The following is a 17686-nucleotide window of genomic DNA, read 5'->3' as shown; positions in this document are numbered from 1 at the left end:
GGGAGACAAGTCAAACACAAGTCGCCCCAACTCCCGTCGGCGGCGCGGCCGTCGGGGGTCCGGCGTTTCGCGCCCGCACAGCACGAAGGCCCGGATTCCTGGGGAATCCGGGCCTTCGTCGGCGTTCGCGCATGGCGTCCGCACCGTAGTAGCGGGGACAGGATTTGAACCTGCGACCTCTGGGTTATGAGCCCAGCGAGCTACCGAGCTGCTCCACCCCGCGCCGTTGTGTGTTCACCGTACCACGGCGCGGGGTGGCCGTCCGACCGGCTCGGACGGGTGGTCAGCCGCTCGCGGCGCTCTCGCCGGGCGAGGGCTTCCCGCCGGGCTTCTCGTCGCTCCCGCCCCCGCCGTCCGGCTTGCCCTTGCCGTCCTGCGCGTTCTGCCCGGCCTTCGCACCGGCGTCCCGGTCGGCCTTCGCCTGGGCGTCCTCGGCCCGCTGGAGGGCCTTGGCCAACTCCTCCTGGGCCTCGGCGTACTTGCCGAGGTCCTTCTGCTCCAGGGCCTTCTGGCCGGCGTCGAAGGCGTCCCTCGCGTCGTCCAGCGCCTCCCGGACGGTCGGGTTGGTGGTCGGCGGCGGTGTCTTGCCCTTGTCCGGGTCGGAGGGCGGCCTGGTGGGCGAACCCTCGGCCCCGAAGACCTTGTTCAGGGCCGCGTCCAGGGTGTCCTCGAAGGCGGTGTTGCCCCCGTAGCTAACCAGGACCTTCCGCAGCAGCGGGTACTTCAGCCCGCCACCGCGCACATAGACCGGCTCGACGTACATCAGCCCGCCGTCCAGCGGCACCGTCAGCAGGTTCCCGTACTCGACCTCCGAGTCACCGCCCCTGAGCAGCCGGATCGACTCGGCGATGTCCTGTTCGGAGTTGAACTGGCTCTGGACCTGCTTGGGTCCGTCGACGGTCGTGCTGGTGGGCAGCTTCAGGATTCTGATCTTCCCGTAGCCCTCCGTGCCGGCCTCGGCGTCGACCGCCATGAAGGCGCTGAGGTTGTCGCGCCCGATGGGGTTGAACGTCGTCGTCAGCGAGAAGGCCTGCTTCTGCTGGTCCGGCATCTTCATGCTCAGGTAGTACGGCGGCACCGCGTTGCCCGACTTGTTCGTCGGATCGTCCGGCACCTGCCAGACCTCGCTGCCGCTGAGGAACGTGGTGGCGTCCTTCACGTGGTAGCGGGTGAGCAGTTCACGCTGGACCTTGAAGAGGTCCTGGGGGTAGCGCAGGTGGTCCATGAGCGCGGTCGAGATCTCGCTCTTGGCCTTCACCGTCCCCGGGAACGCCTTCATCCAGGTCTTCAGGACGGGGTCCTGGGTGTCCCACTGGTACAGCTTCACGTCGCCCGAGTAGGCGTCGACGGTGGCCTTCACCGAGTTGCGGATGTAGTTCACCCGGTTCTGCTGCGCCACCACCGTGCGCGAGTCGTTGCTCGCGGTCAGCGAGTCGGCGGTGGTGTCACCGAGCGTCGTGCGGGAGGCGTACGGGTAGCCGTTGGTCGTGGTGTAGGCGTCCACGATCCACTGGATGCGGCCGTCCACCACCGCGGGGTAGGCGTCGCCGTCGATGGTCAGCCAGGGCGCGACCGCCTCGACGCGGTCCTTCGGCGTGCGGTTGTAGAGGATCTTCGAACCCTCGCCGATGGCGCCCGAGTAGAGGATCTGCGGCTCGCTGAAGGCCAGCGCGTACGCGGCCCGGTTGAGCGGGCTGGACAGGTCGACGCCGCCGTCGCCCTTGTAGGAGAAGGTCTTCTCCCCGGAGTCGTCGGAGTAGTCGATCTCCTTCTGGGGACCGCCGACGATCGAGTACGTGGTGGTCTTCTCGCCGTAGTAGATCCGCTGCTCGTACTTGCCGAGGTCGCCCTCGGAGGGCAGGTCGGACTCGGTGAAGACCGGGCGCCCCTCGGAGTCGACCTGGGTCCCCTTGGCCGCGACCACGCCGAAACCGTGCGTGTAGCGGAAGTGGTTGTTGATCCAGTTCTTCTTCGGGATGCCCGCCAGGTTCAGCTCGCGCAGGCCGATGACCGTGTCCTGGTCCTTGCCGTCCTTGTTGTAGCGGTCGACGTCCAGGTTGGTCGGGAACGCGTAGTAGTTCCGCATCTGCTGGAGCTGCTGGAACGTCGGCGAGATGATGTTCGGGTCCATGATCCGGATGGACGCGGTGGCGTCCACGTCGTCCCGGAGCTGGGTCTTGTCGTCGGTCTGGCTCCGGCCCGGGTACTCCGAGACCTGGGTGCCCGCGATGCCGTACGCGTCGCGCGTCGCCTTGAGGTTCTTCTCGACGTACGGCGCCTCCTTGGCCTGCTCGTTCGGCTGGACCTGGAACTTCTGGACCAGGGCCGGGTAGAGGCCGCCGATGAGGATCGCGGAGAGCACCATCAGGCCGAGGCCGATGACGGGGAGCTGCCAGGTACGCCGCCACAGGGTGGCGAAGAACAGCAGGGCGCAGATGACGGCGATGCAGAACAGGATCGTCTTGGCCGGCAGGTACGCGTTGGCGTCGACGTACCTGAGGCCCGTCCAGTTGTCGGTGGCCTTGAAGTCACTGGACTTCACCGCCAGCCCGTACCGGTCGAGCCAGTAGGCGACGGCCTTGAGGGCGACGAAGACGCCGATGAGCACCGACAGGTGCCCGGTGGCCGCGGCCGTGGCGCGCGCGCCCGGGCTGGTGATCCGCAGACCGCCGTAGAGGTAGTGGGTGAGTGCCGCCGCGATCAGGGAGATGATCACCGTCGCGAAGCCGAAGCCCAGCAGGAACCGGTACCAGGGCAGGTCGAAGGCGTAGAAGGAGACGTCCAGCTTGAACTGGGGGTCCTTCTGCCCGAAGGGGACGCCGTTGACCCACATCAGCCAGGTGCGCCACTGGCCGGCCGCCGAGGCGCCCGCGATGAGGCCGACGAGGGCGGTGACGCCGAGGAGCAGCCACTTCTTGAACGGGGCGATGCCCATCCGGTAGCGGTCCAGGTTCTGCTGCTCCATCGACATCGCGCTCAGCGGCGGGCGCAGCCGGTGCGCCAGCCAGATGTTGAGCCCGACGGCGACGGCCATCAGGAGGCCGAAGACGAGGAACAGTCCGATCTTGGTCAACAGGGTCGTCGTGAAGACCGACGAGTAATGGACCGACCGGTACCACAACCAGTCCGTCCAGAAGCCCGCGAACATGGTGAACGCCATGCCGAGCACGGCGAGGACACCGAGTGTCATCAGCAGGGTCCGGACACGCCGGGACGGACGGCCCACTCTGATCCGCGGCCCCGTGGGGCCTCCGCCGCGGTCCGGCATCTGGAAAGCCAAGGTGCGCACCTCGAAGTTCGCTGTTGATACGTCAGGCCCTCGGGTTCGCGGGCCCCCCGTGCACCCCCGTCGTCGCGGGCGCACACCTATGCAACTTACTCATCGCTTACTCGGTTCCCGATCCGGGTGGGGAACGAGGCAGGATTGTGACCATGTCCAACACCCCCATGGCAGCGAACCCCCTCACCCGGGCCGTCCTCGAGATCGACGAGTACGTCTCCGGTCTGGGCTGGGACCAGCCCGCACGCCTCTTCGCCCTCGTCGACACCGCACGGCTGCGGGCCGACCAGCCCTCGCTGGCGGACCGGCTCGGTCTGGCCGCCGAACCGGAGAGCTCCGGCCTCACCCCGATCGAACAGGACGAGATTCCAACGGACCAGCCGCTCGACGAGTTCCTGGGCACCATCGCCTGGCCCGACGCGGTGGCCGGCTGCGCGCTGGCCGTGGAGCGCCTGATGCTGCCGCCGTCGGCCGAGGCCCAGGTGCCGGACGGGCTGGACGAGGGGCGGCTGGCCCGCTGGGTGGCGGAGCACCCGGACCGGCAGGAGGTGCGGATGACGGTCGCGGTGCTGCGCGACGGGTCCCGCGAGTCCGCCCTGCGGCTGCGGGAGAAGGACGCCGCGACGGAGGTCCTCACGGGCTCGGACCTGGTGCCGGGGCTGGCCCGGGCGCTCTCGGCGACCTTCGCGGACTAGGACCTGTCCGACGGTTGCCGTCGTCGCCCGTGGGGCGGCCGCGCGGCGTCAGTGCGTGCTCCCGGCACGCCGGCCCCGAGGCTTCGTACGGGAACGTACTCGGGCTGGGGCCGGTGCGGCGGGAGTGCGTGCACCGCGTCGTGAGGCAGACGGGAACTGTCGGACAGGCCCCGGGTCCCGCCCGGCCCCGGCCGCGCGTGCCCGGTTCCCGGGGCGTCCGGCCGGGGCCCCGCACGGCCGCGGCCGGACACCGGGCGGATGCCGTCCGGCGACCGCGCCGGGCGGGGTCCGGTGGTGACGGGGCCGCTATCCGGCCGTGCACTTCGGCAGGGCGCCGGTCTTCCCCGCGCGGATGTCGTCGAGCGCGCCGAGGGCGTCGTCGATGGTGCCGACCTTCACCAGGGTGAGCCCGGACGGGATGTCCTTGGCGGCGGCCGCGCAGTTGTCGGCGGGCGTCAGGAAGTACCTGGCACCCTTGTCACGGGCCCCGATGGTCTTCATGCCGATCCCGCCGATCGGCCCGACGACGCCGGCGTCGTCGATGGTCCCGGTCCCGGCGACGAACGCGCCCCCGGTGAGGCTGCCCGGGGTGAGCTTGTCGTAGATGCCGAGCGCGAACATCAGGCCGGCGCTGGGGCCGCCGACGTCCGCGAGCTTGATGTCGATGTCGAACGGGAAGGTGTGGTCCGTCCCGGCGGAGATGCCGACGACGGCGCGCTTCTCGCCGCCGTCGTCCGAGGCCGCCGTGGTGAGCGTGACCTCCTCCGTCACGGCCGGGGTCCGCTTCTCCTTCTCGGCGGCGGCCTGCTCCTTGGCGGGCACGACGGTGAAGGCGACCTTCTCGCCGGGACGGTGCGCGGTGACGAGTTTCACCACGTCGCCGGGCTTGGTGACCGGCTTGCCGTCCACCGCGCGGATCACGTCGCCCGCGTGCAGCCGGCCCTCGGCCGGGGCTCCCTTGACCACCGTGGAGACGACCACCCAGGTCCGCACCGGGATCCCGAGCTTCTTCAGGGCGGCGACCTTGGCGCTCTCCTGGGACTGCGTGAACTCCTCCGCGTTCTCCTGGGTCGCCTGCTCCTCGGTCTTGCCGTCCGGGTAGATGCTGTCGTGCGGCACCACCCGGTCGTCGTGCGCCAGCCAGCCGTAGACCGCCTCGACGAGGTTCATCCTGTAGTCGGCGCTGGTGACCCGGACGGTGGTCATGTTCAGGTGACCGCTCGTGTCATAGGTCTCGTGCCCGGAGATCTGGAGCACCGGCTCGCCGTCGTGGTCCCCGAGGGTGTTCACCGTCGGCCCCGGCGACATCCGCGCGTACGGGACGGGGATGAAGACCCCGGCGCACAGGAGCGCGATCAGCATCAGGGTGGAGGCGAGCATCGTCGCGGTGCGGCGTGGCATGGAACGACAGTACGGGACGCGGCTGTCGGCGCCCTGTCAGGGCGGCGCCCCGCCTCCGCCGCGGGCCGCTCAGGCTCCCGTGCGGGGCCGCTCCATGGCCTCGCGGAAGCGGGCGTAGCCGTCCAGCTCGGGTCCGTCGCTGCGCGCCCGGCGGGTCCGGTTGGCCCAGCTGCTCCACAGCCCCGCGCCGACCGCGGCAACCAGCGGAATCAGCAACCAGGCGAGTGCACCCATGCCGACCTCCCAACCCCACGAGCGTCCGCGACTGACTGATCAGCAGATTAACCATCCGCAGTGACAACGCTCACCCCGGGGGCCCGGTTACGCAACCCGGGCGGGCGGTACCCGAAGGGTGACGGAAGGCGTGGTGGAACACGGCTCACGGGGCCGTGACCCGGCGGGTGGCGCCCCGGGGTCAGCAGGCCCCGACCCACTCCTCGGTGCCGTCGGAGAAGGTCTGGTGCTTCCAGATCGGCACCTCGCGCTTGAGGTCGTCGATCAGAGCTCGGCAGGCCGCGAACGCCTCCGCCCGGTGCGGGCACGACACGGCGACGACGACCGCCAGGTCCCCGATCTCCAGATCGCCCACCCGGTGGACGGCGGCCAGCGCGCGCACGGGGTGGTTGGCCGCGACCTTCTCCGCGACCCGCCGCAGCTCGGCCTCGGCGGAGGGGTGGCACGAGTAGCCGAGCCGGTCGACGGAGCTGCCCCCGTCGTGGTCGCGCACGGTCCCCACGAACAGGACCGTCCCCCCGGCGGCGTCGTCCCCGACGGCACGGAAGACCTCGTCCACCGAGAGCGGTGTCTCCCGGACGCCGATCAGCTTCACGGGATCCGCCGCGGCCCGCTCACCGGGGTGGTCGTTCATGGATGCCATCCCCCCATCGTGCCGCACGGCACCGGCGGCGGGGAACGGCGTGCCTCACGCGCACGCGCGGGAGGGGTGCCCGGCGCTCACCCGGGCCCGGAGGGCGGTGGAGTCACCCGTCACCGCGCGGGAGCGGGGCCCTCCCCGGGTCCCGGTCGCCTCGTGTCCCGCGCGCGGGAGGGTTCCGTGCAGCACGCCCGTGAGACGTCCCGCCACGACCGACGTGTGCCGCGCGCGGAGCTGGCTCCCCCGGCCGAGCCCGCTCCGCCGGTGCCGCAGTGACCGGGGCCCTCCCGCCCGCGTGCGCGCGGGGGCCCGGTCTCCGCTCCGGAGACGGGAACCGCTACCCGGCCGCCCGCGTGCGCGCGGGCCGTACGGTGCTCTCCCGGGCCCCGGGCGGTGTCCTGTGCCCCGCGGAGGCGTCCGCCGGGCCGCGGGCCTCCCACGGGACCCGCCGCCGCCCTAGAGCCGCCGCCGGGCCTTGCGCGCCCTGCGGACCACCGCCGCCGCGCCCAGCAGCGCCACCGTGGCGCCCGCGGCGCCGGCCGCCGTCGCGTCCTTGCGCCCCAGCCGCCGCCCGGCGACCGTGTGCCGCCCGGCCACCTCCTCCAGCAGCTCCGCCAGCACCTCCTCGTTGGTGTACTTGGGCCGCCACCCGGCATCGTGCAGCCGGCTGCCGCTGACCACCCAGGGGTACATCGTGTACGCCAGGTCACCGGCCGGGGAGGGGGTCAGGCCGATGCGGTGCAGCCGGGCCGCCGCGCCCAGCGCCACGGCCGACGGCAGCTCCATGCGGCGGATCCCGCTCAGCTCCTCGACCTCCTCCTGCTCCAGCCAGCCGTCGCAGCCGACGGCCAGCTCCCCGTCGGCCTTCTCCAGGACGGCGTACTCCAGGGCGCTGCAGAGGTCCTCGACATGGCAGAACTGCCAGGCGGGCCGCGACCCGGCCACCACCAGGAGGCGCGGCGACTCGAAGTACCGGGTCAGGGCGGTGTCCATGCCTCCGACCAGCACCGCGGGGCGGACGACGGTCACCTGGAGGCCCGGGTGGGCGCGCGGGGCCCGGCGGCCCAGGCGCTCGATCTCCAGGAGGTCGCCGACGCCGGTCGCCTCGGCCGTGGCGCGCAGCTCGGCGTCCTCCGACAGGGGCAGCTCGTTGTCCGGCAGGGCGCCGTAGACCATCGAGGAGGTGCAGAGCACCACGCGGTGCACCCCGGCCGCGGCGGCGGCCGTCAGGACCGTCTGGGTCCCCCGGACGTTGTAGGCCGTCCGGGCGGACGCGTCGGTCTCCAGGTCGAGGTCGAGCGCCAGGTGCACCACCACGTCCGCGCCGCGCAGCTTCTCGGCGATGGCCGGGTCCCGCACGTCCAGGACGTGCCACCGGGCGTCCGGGCAGTCGCCGCGCCGTTCGTCGATGGCCACGACCCGCCCGACCTCGTCGGACGCCGCGAGCCGCGCGGTGAGCAGCGCGCCGACGCCCGAAGCGGCACCGGTGACCGCCACGACGGGTCCGCGCGCGGCGGAACTGGTTGACCGGTTTCGCGCTGCGCGAACCTGCGGATCTGGGGAACTCACCGGGCGTCTCCAGCGGTTGTCTTCAGTACGGGCGCGAGCGACGCGTACGTACCAGGTGGCATCCATCCTGCCGCAGGCCGTCAGTCGGCGAAGCACCGAGGCCCGAACCGCTCCGGGTGTCTACGCTGGGTGGTGATGTCGGGCAGCCGTGCCGCCGGCCCAAGACCGGCGGCCCTACCAGCCGAGGAACCCCGTGAGTGACACCCCATTCGGATTCGGCCTTCCGCCGGAGGAGCCGGACGACGGCGACGAGGGCAAGAAGAAGGACCAGCAGGGCGGCGGTGGTCAGGGACCGGCCAACCCGTTCGGCTTCGGGCCCGGGGCCGGCGGCCCCGGCGCGGACAACCCGTTCGCCGCCATGTTCGGCTCCATGAACCCCACCGACCTGGGCGCCGCGTTCCAGCAGCTCGGCCAGATGCTCTCCTACGAGGGCGGCCCGGTGAACTGGGACATGGCCAAGCAGATCGCCCGCCAGACGGTCGCCCAGGGCGCGCCGGACGGCACCAAGGACGCCAGCGTCGGCCCCGCCGAGCACCGGGCCGTCGAGGAGGCCGTCCGCCTGGCCGACCTGTGGCTGGACGACGCCACCGCCCTGCCCTCCGGGGCCGGCTCGGCCGTGGCCTGGAGCCGCGCGGAGTGGGTCGAGGAGACGCTGCCCGCCTGGAAGGAGTTGGTGGACCCGGTCGCGGAGCGGGTCGGCGCCGCCATGGGCGATGTGCTGCCCGAGGAGATGCAGGCCATGGCCGGCCCGCTGATCGGCATGATGCGCTCCATGGGCGGCGCCATGTTCGGCACCCAGATCGGGCAGGCCGTGGGCGTGCTCGCGGGCGAGGTCGTCGGCTCGTCCGACGTGGGGCTGCCGCTCGGTCCGTCCGGGCGGGCCGCGCTGCTGCCGGTGAACATCGAGCGCTTCGGCAAGGACCTGGGCGTGCCCCAGGAGGAGGTGCGGCTGTACCTGGCCCTGCGCGAGGCCGCCCACCAGCGCCTCTTCGCCCATGTGCCGTGGCTGCGCTCGCACCTGTTCGGCGCCGTGGACGGCTACGCGCGCGGCATCAAGGTCGACACCGACAAGCTGGAGGACGTGGTCGGCCAGTTCGACCCGCAGAACCCGGAGCAGTTGCAGGAGGCGCTCCAGCAGGGCATGTTCCAGCCGGAGGACACGCCCGCGCAGAAGGCGGCGCTGGCCCGGCTGGAGACGGCGCTCGCGCTGGTAGAGGGCTGGGTGGACGCGGTGGTCCACGCCGCCGCCAAGCCGCGCCTGGGCTCGGCCGACGCGCTGCGCGAGACACTGCGCCGGCGGCGCGCCTCGGGCGGTCCCGCCGAGCAGACCTTCGCCACGCTGATCGGTCTGGAGCTGCGCCCGCGCAGGCTGCGCGACGCGTCCCGGCTGTGGGCGTCGCTGACCGACGCGCGTGGCGTCGACGGCCGCGACGGCCTCTGGGCCCACCCCGACATGCTGCCGACGGCCGGCGACCTGGACGACCCGGACGGCTTCGTCCACCGCGAGCAGCTCGACTTCTCCGAGCTGGACCGGATCCTCGGCGAGGCCGCCGGGCGGACCGGTCCGGACAAGGAGGAGGACGGGACCGGCCGGGAGGGCCCGGCGAAGGGCGGCCCGGCGGACGGCGGAGACAAGGGCGACGGGAAGGGCGGCGCGTCCGGCGGAAGGGGCGAGGACGCCGAGTGAGCCTGCGCGAGGACGCGGTCCTGGTCCTGAAGGGGTATCCGGGCCAGGAGGAGCTGCGCGCGCTCTATCTGGACCACCTGGCGGCGCATCCCGACGGCATGTGGAAGTCCTGCGGTGACGGCCACCTCACGGCCAGCGCCCTGGTCGTCGACCCCTCGCGCGGCCGGGTGCTGCTGACCCTGCACCGGAAGCTGCGCCGCTGGCTCCAGATGGGCGGGCACTGCGAGCCGTCGGACGACACCCTGGAGCGTGCCGCCCTGCGTGAGGCCGCGGAGGAGTCGGGCATCGCCGGGCTGACGCTGCTGCCCGGCGGTCCGGCGCGGCTGGACCGCCATCACACCCCGTGCGCCTGGCACCTGGACGTCCAGTACGCGGCGCTGGCGCCCGCCGGGGCCCTGGAGGCGATCAGCGACGAGTCGCTCGACCTGCGCTGGTTCCCGTACGACGAGGTCGCGGCGGTGGCCGACGCGTCGGTGGTGCGCCTGCTGGAGGCGACGCGGGCACGGCTGTGACCAGGTAAGGGGCGTCCGCCGGGCGGACGCCCCTTACCTCGGTGGACTCCGGTCCCCCGGTGTCCGGCGGGTCAGCTCCAGGCGTTGCCCTGGTTCTGCCCCCGGGCGCCCTGCTGGCCCAGGCCGAACTGGGCGGCCGGCCCGGACCCGATCCGGGCGTTCTGCGGCGGCAGCAGCTCACTGGGCTGGACGAGGGCGAAGCCGTTGCCCATGAAGCTCAGCTCCCAGCCCTCACCCGTGTTGCCCCGGCGGCGCCACACCCCCGAGGAGTGGGTCTGCGCCTGCATCTGCACGCGCAGACCGGTGGACCAGGCGACGATCGCGTCGGCGTCGCAGTTGACGTACTTGTCGGGCGTCACCCGCATCAGCAGCGGCGCGCCGGAGGTCATCAGGGCGACGCTGCCGTGACCGGTGATGTTGAGCTGGTACTTGCCCGACCCGGAGATGCCGTACTGGCTGTCGACGGCGATGACCTCGTAGTGCAGGGAGGAGTCCATGGCCAGCACATAGGCGCTGTCGACGGTCAGGCCCTCCGGCTCGACCTCCATCACATGGACGTACTGGGCCAGGTTGGCCAGGTAGACCGTGCCCTGCCCGTGGCAGCGCATCAGGTCCAGGCCCTCACCGGTGTGGGCGCGGGCACGGGCCTGGCCGTCGCCCTGGAACTCGGCGTCGAACTCGACGAGCCCCTGGTAGGCGACCATGGTGCCCTTGCGGGCGAGGATGTCGTCGTGGCCCTCCAGGAGCACGCGGAGCATGTGCTTGTTCTGGAGGCTCCAGCGCTCCCGGCTCTGCTGGTCGTTGTGGGCGAAAAGCGGACTCTGCATGGTGTTCTGACTCCCCTCAGCCCCGGACGCGGAGGCGGTCGGTGCTGTCCTCACTGGGCTGGACGACGACGATGCCCTGGCCGGAGAAGGCCATCTGGAAGGCCTCGCCGCTGCCCCGGCCGATCAGGGACTGCGCCTTGAAGCTGCGCTTGCCCTTCACCCTGAGGTTCGGGGACCAGGCGACGAGCGCGTCGGGGTCCACGTACGTCTCGTCCTCGCCTCCGCCGCACTCGACGACGATCGGCTTGCCCCGGGAGGTCAGGGCGACCCAGCCCTGCCCCGAGATCCTGGTGTTCCACAGGCCCTGCCCGGCGAACTTCGCCAGCCCCTTGACCCGCTCCACGCCCCATGACAGGTGGGCGTCGAAGGCGAGCAGGTTGGTGGCGTTGACGGAGATCCCGTCGCCGTTGAGGTTGATCACGACGACGTTCGCGCCGTAGTCGGCGAGGTAGAGCAGTCCGTCGCCGGTGCACTTCATCAGGGGCGCGCCCTCCCCGGTCATCCAGTCCCGGGCGATCTGGCGTACGGCGGACGGGTTGGGCTCGTACTGGACGAAGCCCTCGTAGGCGACCATGGAGCCCACCCGGGCGAACAGGTCGTTCCCGGTCTGCATGGCGATCTTCGCCATGTGGTTGCCGTGGTTCTCCATGCGGGCGGTGACGGGTGCGGGGGCGTAGCCCGCGAGCGGCTGGGTCATTCCGGGCTCTCCCTCAGATCTCGTACGGCTGGACGACGACGAAGTTGCCGGGCGCGGCCCGGAACTGGAGGTTCACGCTCTCGCCGGTGTCGCCCGCGTAGGCGTTGCGGCGCATCCGCACCTGGCTGGAGACGATCACCTGGGCCGCGGCCGACCAGGCGACGACGGCGTTGCAGTCGGCGAACGTGGTGGGCGTGACCGGCAGCACCACGGGCATGCCGCGCGTCATGACGACGATGGTGCCGGTGCCCTGGAACTGCATGGTGAACAGGGCTCCGCCGGGGATGCCGTGGCCCTCGATCCGGCGGACCTCGTACTGGAGGCTCTCGTCGAAGGCGAGGACGTTCTCGGCGGAGACGCACACCGCGTCGCCCTGGAGCTCGATGGGGTGCAGCAGCGCGGAGTTCTCGGCGAGGAACACCTGCCCCTTGCCGGTGCAGCGCATGAGCTGCATCTCCTGGCCGGTGGCGTTGCCGACGACGCGGCCGGCGAACCCGGCCCCCTTGTAGCTGAAGTCGACCTTGCCCTGGTAGAGCACCATGCTGCCCTGCCGGGCCAGCACGGGCCGGCTCTCGGCGCCGAGGTCGACGCGGACGAGCTTGTTGTTCTGGAGGGTCCAGCGCCGGCCGGTGCCCGTCTCCCGGTACTGCTGGAGCGCGGCGGCCACACCGGGGGCCTGGGGGGCGGCCGGCATGCCCTGGGGGGCGCCCGGCGGCACGCCCTGGGGGGCGCCGTAGGGGGCCTGGCCGTAGGGCGGGGGTGCCGGGGGCTGCCCGTAGCCGGGGGGCGGGCCCGGGGCATGGGGCGCCGGGGGCGCCTGGGGATGGCCGTAGCCGGGGGGCGGCGGGGCGGCCTGACCGGGTACGTGGCCGTAGCCGGGGGGCGCGGGCGGCTGCCCGTAGCCGGGCGGCGGGGCCGGGGGCGGCACCGGGGAACCGCCGGGCGGGGTGTGCAGGGGCGCGATGATCGTCGGCGCGGCGTGCACGTCGGAGCGCGGTGCCCGGGGCGGAACGGGAGCGGGGGTGTAGCCCTGGGGGGCCGAGGTGGGCGGGGGTGCCGGGGCGGGCGCGGGAGCCGGGGCCGGGGCCGCGAAGGCCGGCGGGGGCGCGGCGGACTGCGCGGGCGGCGCGAAGCCGGGGACGGCGGCGGCCTGCGGCTGCCGGGGCTCCGGCTGCGCGGGCTCCTCCTCGGCGACCTCGCCGCCGAAGTTCCTGAGCAGCGCCTCCAGGCCCCCGTCGAAGCCCTGGCCGACCGCCGCGAACCGCCAGACGTCCTTCACGTAGAAGTCGCCCAGCATGACGGCCCGCTCGGTGGAGAACTCGGCGCCGCCGAAGGGGTAGCGGGCGACCTCCTCGCCGCCCGCGACGATCCGCAGGTATCCCGGCCCGATCTGCGACATCTGCCCGGCGCCGTCGATCGTCGCCGTGAAGGAGAGCTTCCGGATGTGCTGCGGCACCCGGTCCAGCGTGACCCGGAAGGACTCGGTGTCGCCCGCCTGAGCACCCAGGAGCTGGATGGACTCCTCGGGGGACTTCGGCTGGTTGTAGAAGATGAAGTACCGGTCGTCGGAGAGCCGCTCGTCGGCGTCGAGACCGAAGCAACTGATGTCGAGGCTCAGACCGGGGCCGGAGATCTGCACGCCTACGTACAGATCCGTGCCCGCCGTCAGGTCACTGATCCTGGCCTTGTGGCCGCGCTGGAATTCCCTGGCCATGCGTTACGACCGTCCCCCATCCGAGTGCGAGTGCGTCGCGTCAGGCTAACGGCTGATCCGGACGGCGGACGATGTCGGTACCGACCCGGTACAAACCGGCGCCGGACCGTCGCGGAGCGCGTGCGGCCCGTGTCCTCCCCCGCCCCCGGCCGGGACCGCGACCCCGCTCCCGGGCTCCGGCTCGCGGCCGGCGCCGGAGAGGGCGGGGCTCCGGGAGGCCGGTCCACCAGGGCGGCCCCAGGAGGGCGGCCCCGGGAGGGCGGCCTACTCGTCGCGGGCGCCGGGCACGTGCGGCGGCAGCCGGTCCGCGGCGACGACGCCCTCCAGATAGCCGCGGGCCCGCTCGGTGCGCGGATACGCCTCCAGCAGCCGCCAGAAGCGGGGCCCGTGCCCGGGTACGAGCAGATGCGCCAGCTCGTGCAGGAGGACGTAGTCGACCACGTACTCGGGCATGCCCTGGAGCCGGTGCGACAGCCGGATGCTCCCCTCGGAGGGGGTGCAGGAGCCCCAGCGCGTGTTCTGGTTGGTGACCCAGCGGACCGAGGAGGGACGGGCCCGGCCCTCGAAGTACTGGGCCGACAGCCGTTCCGCCCGCGCGGCCAGTTCGTCGTCGCCCAGGACCCGCCTGCTCTCCTGGGCGGCCAGCTTGTCGAGCATCACGCCCACCCAGCGGCGCTCCTCGGCCTCGGACATCCGGGCGGGAATGAGCACGATGGTGCGGTCGCCCTCGCGGTACGCGGAGACCGTCCGGCGGCGCCGGGTGCTCCTGCGGACCTCGACGGCGCTCGCCCCGGTACCGCCCGGCGGCGGGCTCGACGGCGCTCGCCGGGGGGCTCCGGCACGGTGCAGTGGGTCGGCGGACACGCTTCGACGTTACCCGGAGGACAAGAGGAAGTCTCGATTCCGGACAGCGGTACGGCACTCCGTCACGACCCGCACACCGACAGTGGCCATTTCATCTGACCATTACCCCCAGCCTGTGGACAACTTTCGACGCGCTTCACGGCGGCCGGGCATGCTGGCCGTGGCCGTCGGAGGTGCGCCCCGGCCTTCCGACCGGGGCGCGCCGACGGGGAAGCGGGTCGGCGCGGTGCTGGGCCGCGGACCGGGCGAAAGGACGCGGGAGGCACCGGTGGCACGGGGCCCGGGGCGGCCGACCGGCCCGGGGCGGCCGTTGCGTCGCCGGTGCGCCGGGTTGGCCGGCCGCCCCGGAGCCGCTGGGACCGCCGCGATCTCTGGGGCCACTGGGACTGCGGATGCCACTGGGACCGCTGGAGTCACCGAGGGCGCCCGGGGCTGCCGGACCGCCGAGGCCGGGGCCGTCGGGGCCGCCGCGTCGGACGAGAGAGGAACGAGGGGACCTGTCATGCATGCCGTGGTGAAGCCCGCGCTCAGGCGCGGCTGGCGCGATCTCAACACCGTGCAGTTCGGGATGACACCGGCGCACGCTCTGACGCTCGGTCCGGTGGACCTGGCGACGGGCACCTTCCTGGACCTGCTCAACGGCACCCGCGGCCCGGCCCTGCTGCGCGAGGAGGCCCACCGGATGGGCCTGCCGGACGGGCACGTCGACCGCCTCCTGCGGCGGCTCGCCCACGCCGGACTCGTCGACGACACCCGGGGCGGCGGACCGGCCGCCGACGCGCTGCGGAAGAAGCGGGAGGTCCTCGACCGGCTCCGTCCCGATCTGGCCACCCTGTCCCTGACGACCTCCGGGCCGGGGGAGGCGATGGAGCGCCTGGCCGCCCGGCGGACCCTGCGGGTGCGGGTGCGCGGCGCCGGGCGGGTCGGCGCCGTGCTGGCCTCCGTGCTGTCCGGGGCCGGTGTCGGCGGGGTCGAGGTGCTGGACGGCGGCTGCGTCGAGCCGGGGGACGTCGCCCCGGGCGGCCTGCCCGCCGAGTCCGTCGGCGGCAGGCGCGACGAGACCGCCCGCCGGATCGTCCGGCGGGCGGCTCCCGGCCGCCCGCCCCGCCGGGGCCCGGCGCCCCCGCCCGGGGACGACGGGCCGGGCCTCTCCCTGGTGGTCCTCGCCCCGCGCGACGACGTCGCCGTGCACGCCCCGGACCCGGACGCCGCCGGGCCCCTGATGGCGTCGGGCACCCCGCACCTGTACGCCGGGGTCGTGGAGGGCACCGGGGTGGTCGGTCCCCTGGTCCTGCCCGGGGAGACGGGCTGCGCGGGCTGCCTGGCCAGGGACCGCGCCGACCGGGACCCGGTCTGGCCCCGGCTGGTCGCCCAGTGGCGGCTCCCCGGCCGGCACCGGGTACCGGCCTGCGACCTCACCCTGGCCACGGCCGTAGCCGGGCTGGCCGCCGGACACGCCCTGTCCTTCCTCGACGGACGGACCCCCTCCGCCGCCGGTGCGCGCTGGACGGTCTCCCTGCCCGGCCTGCGCTGGCACGAGCGGCAGGTTCGGCCCCATCCGGACTGCCCCTGCGGCGCGGCCCGCGAAGGTCAGCGCGAACACATCTCCGCGGACGGGGAGCGGCGCGCGACAATGGCGGAGAAGCGGCCGTCGGGACCATCCTGCCGTGAGGCGGCGGCGGCGCGGCCCGCTGGGACTTGGAGGGCGCATGTCTGATCTTCCCCGGAAGGCGGTCACCCGGACCGCCAAGCTCGCCGCGCTCCCGCTCGGCTTCGCGGGCCGGGCCACCTGGGGTCTCGGCAAGCGGATCGTGGGTGAGTCCGCGGAGCTGGTCGGGCAGCAGTTGCAGCAGCGGACCGCCGAGCAGTTGTTCAAGGTGCTCGGTGAGCTCAAGGGCGGCGCGATGAAGTTCGGCCAGGCCCTGTCCGTCTTCGAGTCGGCCCTTCCCGAGGAGGTCGCGGGCCCCTACCGGGCAGCGCTGACCAAGCTCCAGGAGGCCGCGCCGCCGATGCCGACGCGCACCGTGCACGAGGTGCTCGGCCGACGGCTCGGGGAGGACTGGCGCGAGCTGTTCCTGGAGTTCGAGGACCGCCCCGCCGCTGCGGCCTCCATCGGCCAGGTCCACCGGGCCGTGTGGCACGACGGCCGCGAGGTGGCCGTCAAGGTCCAGTACCCGGGGGCGGGCGACGCCCTGCTGTCCGACCTGAACCAGCTCAGCCGCTTCGCCCGCCTGCTCGGCCCGCTGATCCCCGGCATGGACATCAAGCCGCTGATCACGGAGATGAAGGACCGGGTCGCCGAGGAACTGGACTACGGCCTGGAGGCCGCGGCCCAGCGCGCGCACGCCGAGGAGTTCGCCGACGACCCGGACATCGTGGTGCCCGGCGTGGTCCGCCAGTGCGATCAGGTGCTGGTCACCGAGTGGATCGACGGCGTCCCGCTCTCGGAGGTCATCGCGGAGGGCACCGAGGAGCAGCGCGACCGGGCGGGCCAGTTGCTGGCGCACTTCCTGTTCTCCGGTCCGGCCCGCACCGGCCTGCTCCACGCCGACCCGCACCCGGGCAACTTCCGGCTCCTGCCGGGCGGCCCGGAGGGGGAGGACGACTGGCGGCTCGGCGTCCTGGACTTCGGCACGGTCGACCGGCTGCCGGGCGGGCTGCCCGAGCCCATCGGGGCGGCCCTGCGCATGACGCTGGACGGTGAGGCGGAGGCCGTCTACGAGATGCTCTGCGCGGAGGGCTTCGTCAAGGAGTCGATAGAGCTGGACCCGGACGCCGTCCTCGACTACCTGCTGCCGATCATCGAACCTGCCCGGGTCGACGAGTTCACCTTCACCCGGAGCTGGATGCGCGGCCAGGCGGCCCGGATCGCCGACCCCCGCTCCCCCGCGTACCAACTGGCCAAGCAGCTCAATCTGCCGCCCGCCTATCTGCTGATCCACCGGGTGACCCTGAGCACGATAGGTGTGCTCTGCCAGCTCGGGGCCACGGTGCGGCTGCGCGACGAACTGGAGGAGTGGCTGGTGGGCTTCGCCCCGGACGACGGGGCGGAGACCCTGGCCGACGAGGCGGAAGACCGTGCCGATGCGCTGGAGGACCCGGTCGGGGAAGCCGTTGTGGACGGGGCGGGGGACGGGCTGGAGCGCGGGACGGCACACGGTGCGGAGCAGGAGGCGGAGCCGCGGCCGACGGCCGGGGTGAAACGGGTCCTCGTGGTCGAGGCCGACGCCCCTTCCAGGGAAGTGGCGGCCCTCGCCCCGAGCGCCGTTCCCGCGCCCGGCACCACCGGCGCCACGGACACTCCGGCAACTCCGGACGCCGTGCGGGCCGCACCGGGCGTCCCGGCTCCCGCGACGGACACCCCGGAGCACGGCGGCGAGGTGGAGGCGGCCGAACGCTGAACCCGCCTCGGAGCGGACACCTACCCACGGCCGGGCGGGCGTCCGGGCGAGAACACGGCGGCCGTGGACAGGCAGGCGGCAGGCGGCAGGCGGCAGGCGGCAGGCGGCAGGCGGCAGGCGGCAGGCGGCAGGCGGCAGGCGGCAGGCGGCAGGCGGCAGGCGGCA

13 protein-coding genes, 1 tRNA gene and 1 pseudogene are annotated in these 17686 nt (G+C 73.3%); 5 read left to right on the top strand and 10 right to left on the bottom strand.

The window, feature by feature from the left end; genetic code table 11:
* Positions 1-149 precede the first annotated feature (149 nt).
* Together GTY84_RS19090 and GTY84_RS19085 are read right to left on the bottom strand one after the other, a co-directional pair.
* A tRNA-Met gene (locus tag GTY84_RS19090) sits at positions 150-223 on the bottom strand.
* A gap of 60 nt (positions 224-283) precedes the next feature.
* Positions 284-3268 (bottom strand): UPF0182 family protein, encoded by a 2985-nt coding sequence (locus GTY84_RS19085; RefSeq protein ID WP_237532395.1) that lies wholly within the window; start codon positions 3266-3268, stop codon positions 284-286.
* A 164-nt stretch (positions 3269-3432) separates the two neighbouring features.
* Between GTY84_RS19085 and GTY84_RS19080 the strand changes: the two genes are divergently transcribed.
* Positions 3433-3975 carry a PPA1309 family protein gene (locus GTY84_RS19080; RefSeq protein WP_161227512.1) on the top strand — a complete coding sequence of 181 codons (543 nt, stop codon included), beginning with the start codon at positions 3433-3435 and terminating at the stop codon, positions 3973-3975.
* A 306-nt stretch (positions 3976-4281) separates the two neighbouring features.
* On the opposite strand, the gene GTY84_RS19075 is transcribed toward GTY84_RS19080, so the two are convergent.
* The 4 genes from GTY84_RS19075 to GTY84_RS19065 form a co-directional block, all read right to left on the bottom strand.
* Positions 4282-5376 carry a PDZ domain-containing protein gene (locus tag GTY84_RS19075; protein WP_161227511.1) on the bottom strand — a complete coding sequence of 365 codons (1095 nt, stop codon included), beginning with the start codon at positions 5374-5376 and terminating at the stop codon, positions 4282-4284.
* 69 nt (positions 5377-5445) lie between these two features.
* On the bottom strand, positions 5446-5610 hold the full coding sequence (locus GTY84_RS33060; RefSeq protein WP_202551409.1) for a hypothetical protein: 165 nt from the start codon (positions 5608-5610) through the stop codon (positions 5446-5448).
* 181 nt (positions 5611-5791) lie between these two features.
* On the bottom strand, positions 5792-6253 hold the full coding sequence (locus GTY84_RS19070; protein WP_161227510.1) for a molybdenum cofactor biosynthesis protein MoaE: 462 nt from the start codon (positions 6251-6253) through the stop codon (positions 5792-5794).
* 453 nt (positions 6254-6706) lie between these two features.
* Positions 6707-7819, bottom strand: a complete 1113-nt coding sequence (locus tag GTY84_RS19065; protein WP_161227509.1) for an SDR family oxidoreductase — start codon at positions 7817-7819, stop codon at positions 6707-6709.
* A gap of 193 nt (positions 7820-8012) precedes the next feature.
* Between GTY84_RS19065 and GTY84_RS19060 the strand changes: the two genes are divergently transcribed.
* Together GTY84_RS19060 and GTY84_RS19055 are read left to right on the top strand one after the other, a co-directional pair.
* Positions 8013-9506, top strand: coding sequence for a zinc-dependent metalloprotease (locus GTY84_RS19060; RefSeq protein ID WP_161227508.1), 1494 nt, complete (start codon positions 8013-8015; stop codon positions 9504-9506).
* Positions 9503-10018 (top strand): NUDIX hydrolase, encoded by a 516-nt coding sequence (locus tag GTY84_RS19055; protein ID WP_161227507.1) that lies wholly within the window; start codon positions 9503-9505, stop codon positions 10016-10018. The genes GTY84_RS19060 and GTY84_RS19055 overlap by 4 nt, the downstream gene beginning before the upstream one ends.
* A gap of 71 nt (positions 10019-10089) precedes the next feature.
* Here GTY84_RS19055 and GTY84_RS19050 read toward each other — a convergent pair whose 3' ends face one another.
* The 4 genes from GTY84_RS19050 to GTY84_RS19035 all read right to left on the bottom strand — a co-directional run bounded on the left by GTY84_RS19050 (position 10090) and on the right by GTY84_RS19035 (position 14120).
* A complete protein-coding gene (locus GTY84_RS19050; RefSeq protein ID WP_161227506.1) occupies positions 10090-10845 on the bottom strand; it encodes an AIM24 family protein in 756 nt (251 codons plus the stop codon).
* A 16-nt stretch (positions 10846-10861) separates the two neighbouring features.
* A complete protein-coding gene (locus GTY84_RS19045) occupies positions 10862-11542 on the bottom strand; it encodes an AIM24 family protein (protein WP_161227505.1) in 681 nt (226 codons plus the stop codon).
* Between the two features lie 13 nt (positions 11543-11555).
* Positions 11556-13256: a TerD family protein gene (locus GTY84_RS19040; protein WP_161227504.1), complete on the bottom strand. Its 1701-nt coding sequence runs from the start codon at positions 13254-13256 to the stop codon at positions 11556-11558.
* 264 nt (positions 13257-13520) lie between these two features.
* On the bottom strand, positions 13521-14120 hold the full coding sequence (locus GTY84_RS19035; RefSeq protein ID WP_161227503.1) for a M48 family metallopeptidase: 600 nt from the start codon (positions 14118-14120) through the stop codon (positions 13521-13523).
* Between the two features lie 502 nt (positions 14121-14622).
* Between GTY84_RS19035 and GTY84_RS19030 the strand changes: the two genes are divergently transcribed.
* Positions 14623-15837: a TOMM precursor leader peptide-binding protein gene (locus GTY84_RS19030; protein WP_161227502.1), complete on the top strand. Its 1215-nt coding sequence runs from the start codon at positions 14623-14625 to the stop codon at positions 15835-15837.
* Positions 15830-17155 (top strand): annotated as a pseudogene (locus GTY84_RS19025) (AarF/ABC1/UbiB kinase family protein); the annotation flags it as partial. The gene GTY84_RS19030 and the pseudogene GTY84_RS19025, both read left to right, overlap by 8 nt.
* Positions 17156-17686: the final 531 nt, after the last annotated feature.

The sequence above is a fragment of the Streptomyces sp. SID8352 genome, from assembly GCF_009862265.1.
GTDB lineage: Bacteria > Actinomycetota > Actinomycetes > Streptomycetales > Streptomycetaceae > Streptomyces.
Note: the sequence above shows the minus strand (reverse complement) of the source record. Positions and strands in the feature narration are given on the sequence as shown.

What these genes read in the sequence shown, in the direction of transcription:
- GTY84_RS33060 (WP_202551409.1), bottom strand. Translation starts at nt 5,610, where the DNA reads ATGGGTGCACTCGCCTGGTTGCTGATTCCGCTGGTTGCCGCGGTCGGC.
- GTY84_RS19070 (WP_161227510.1), bottom strand. Translation starts at nt 6,253, where the DNA reads ATGGCATCCATGAACGACCACCCCGGTGAGCGGGCCGCGGCGGATCCC.
- GTY84_RS19075 (WP_161227511.1), bottom strand. Translation starts at nt 5,376, where the DNA reads ATGCCACGCCGCACCGCGACGATGCTCGCCTCCACCCTGATGCTGATC.
- GTY84_RS19085 (WP_237532395.1), bottom strand. Translation starts at nt 3,268, where the DNA reads ATGCCGGACCGCGGCGGAGGCCCCACGGGGCCGCGGATCAGAGTGGGC.
- GTY84_RS19040 (WP_161227504.1), bottom strand. Translation starts at nt 13,256, where the DNA reads ATGGCCAGGGAATTCCAGCGCGGCCACAAGGCCAGGATCAGTGACCTG.
- GTY84_RS19030 (WP_161227502.1), top strand. Translation starts at nt 14,623, where the DNA reads ATGCATGCCGTGGTGAAGCCCGCGCTCAGGCGCGGCTGGCGCGATCTC.
- GTY84_RS19080 (WP_161227512.1), top strand. Translation starts at nt 3,433, where the DNA reads ATGTCCAACACCCCCATGGCAGCGAACCCCCTCACCCGGGCCGTCCTC.
- GTY84_RS19045 (WP_161227505.1), bottom strand. Translation starts at nt 11,542, where the DNA reads ATGACCCAGCCGCTCGCGGGCTACGCCCCCGCACCCGTCACCGCCCGC.
- GTY84_RS19050 (WP_161227506.1), bottom strand. Translation starts at nt 10,845, where the DNA reads ATGCAGAGTCCGCTTTTCGCCCACAACGACCAGCAGAGCCGGGAGCGC.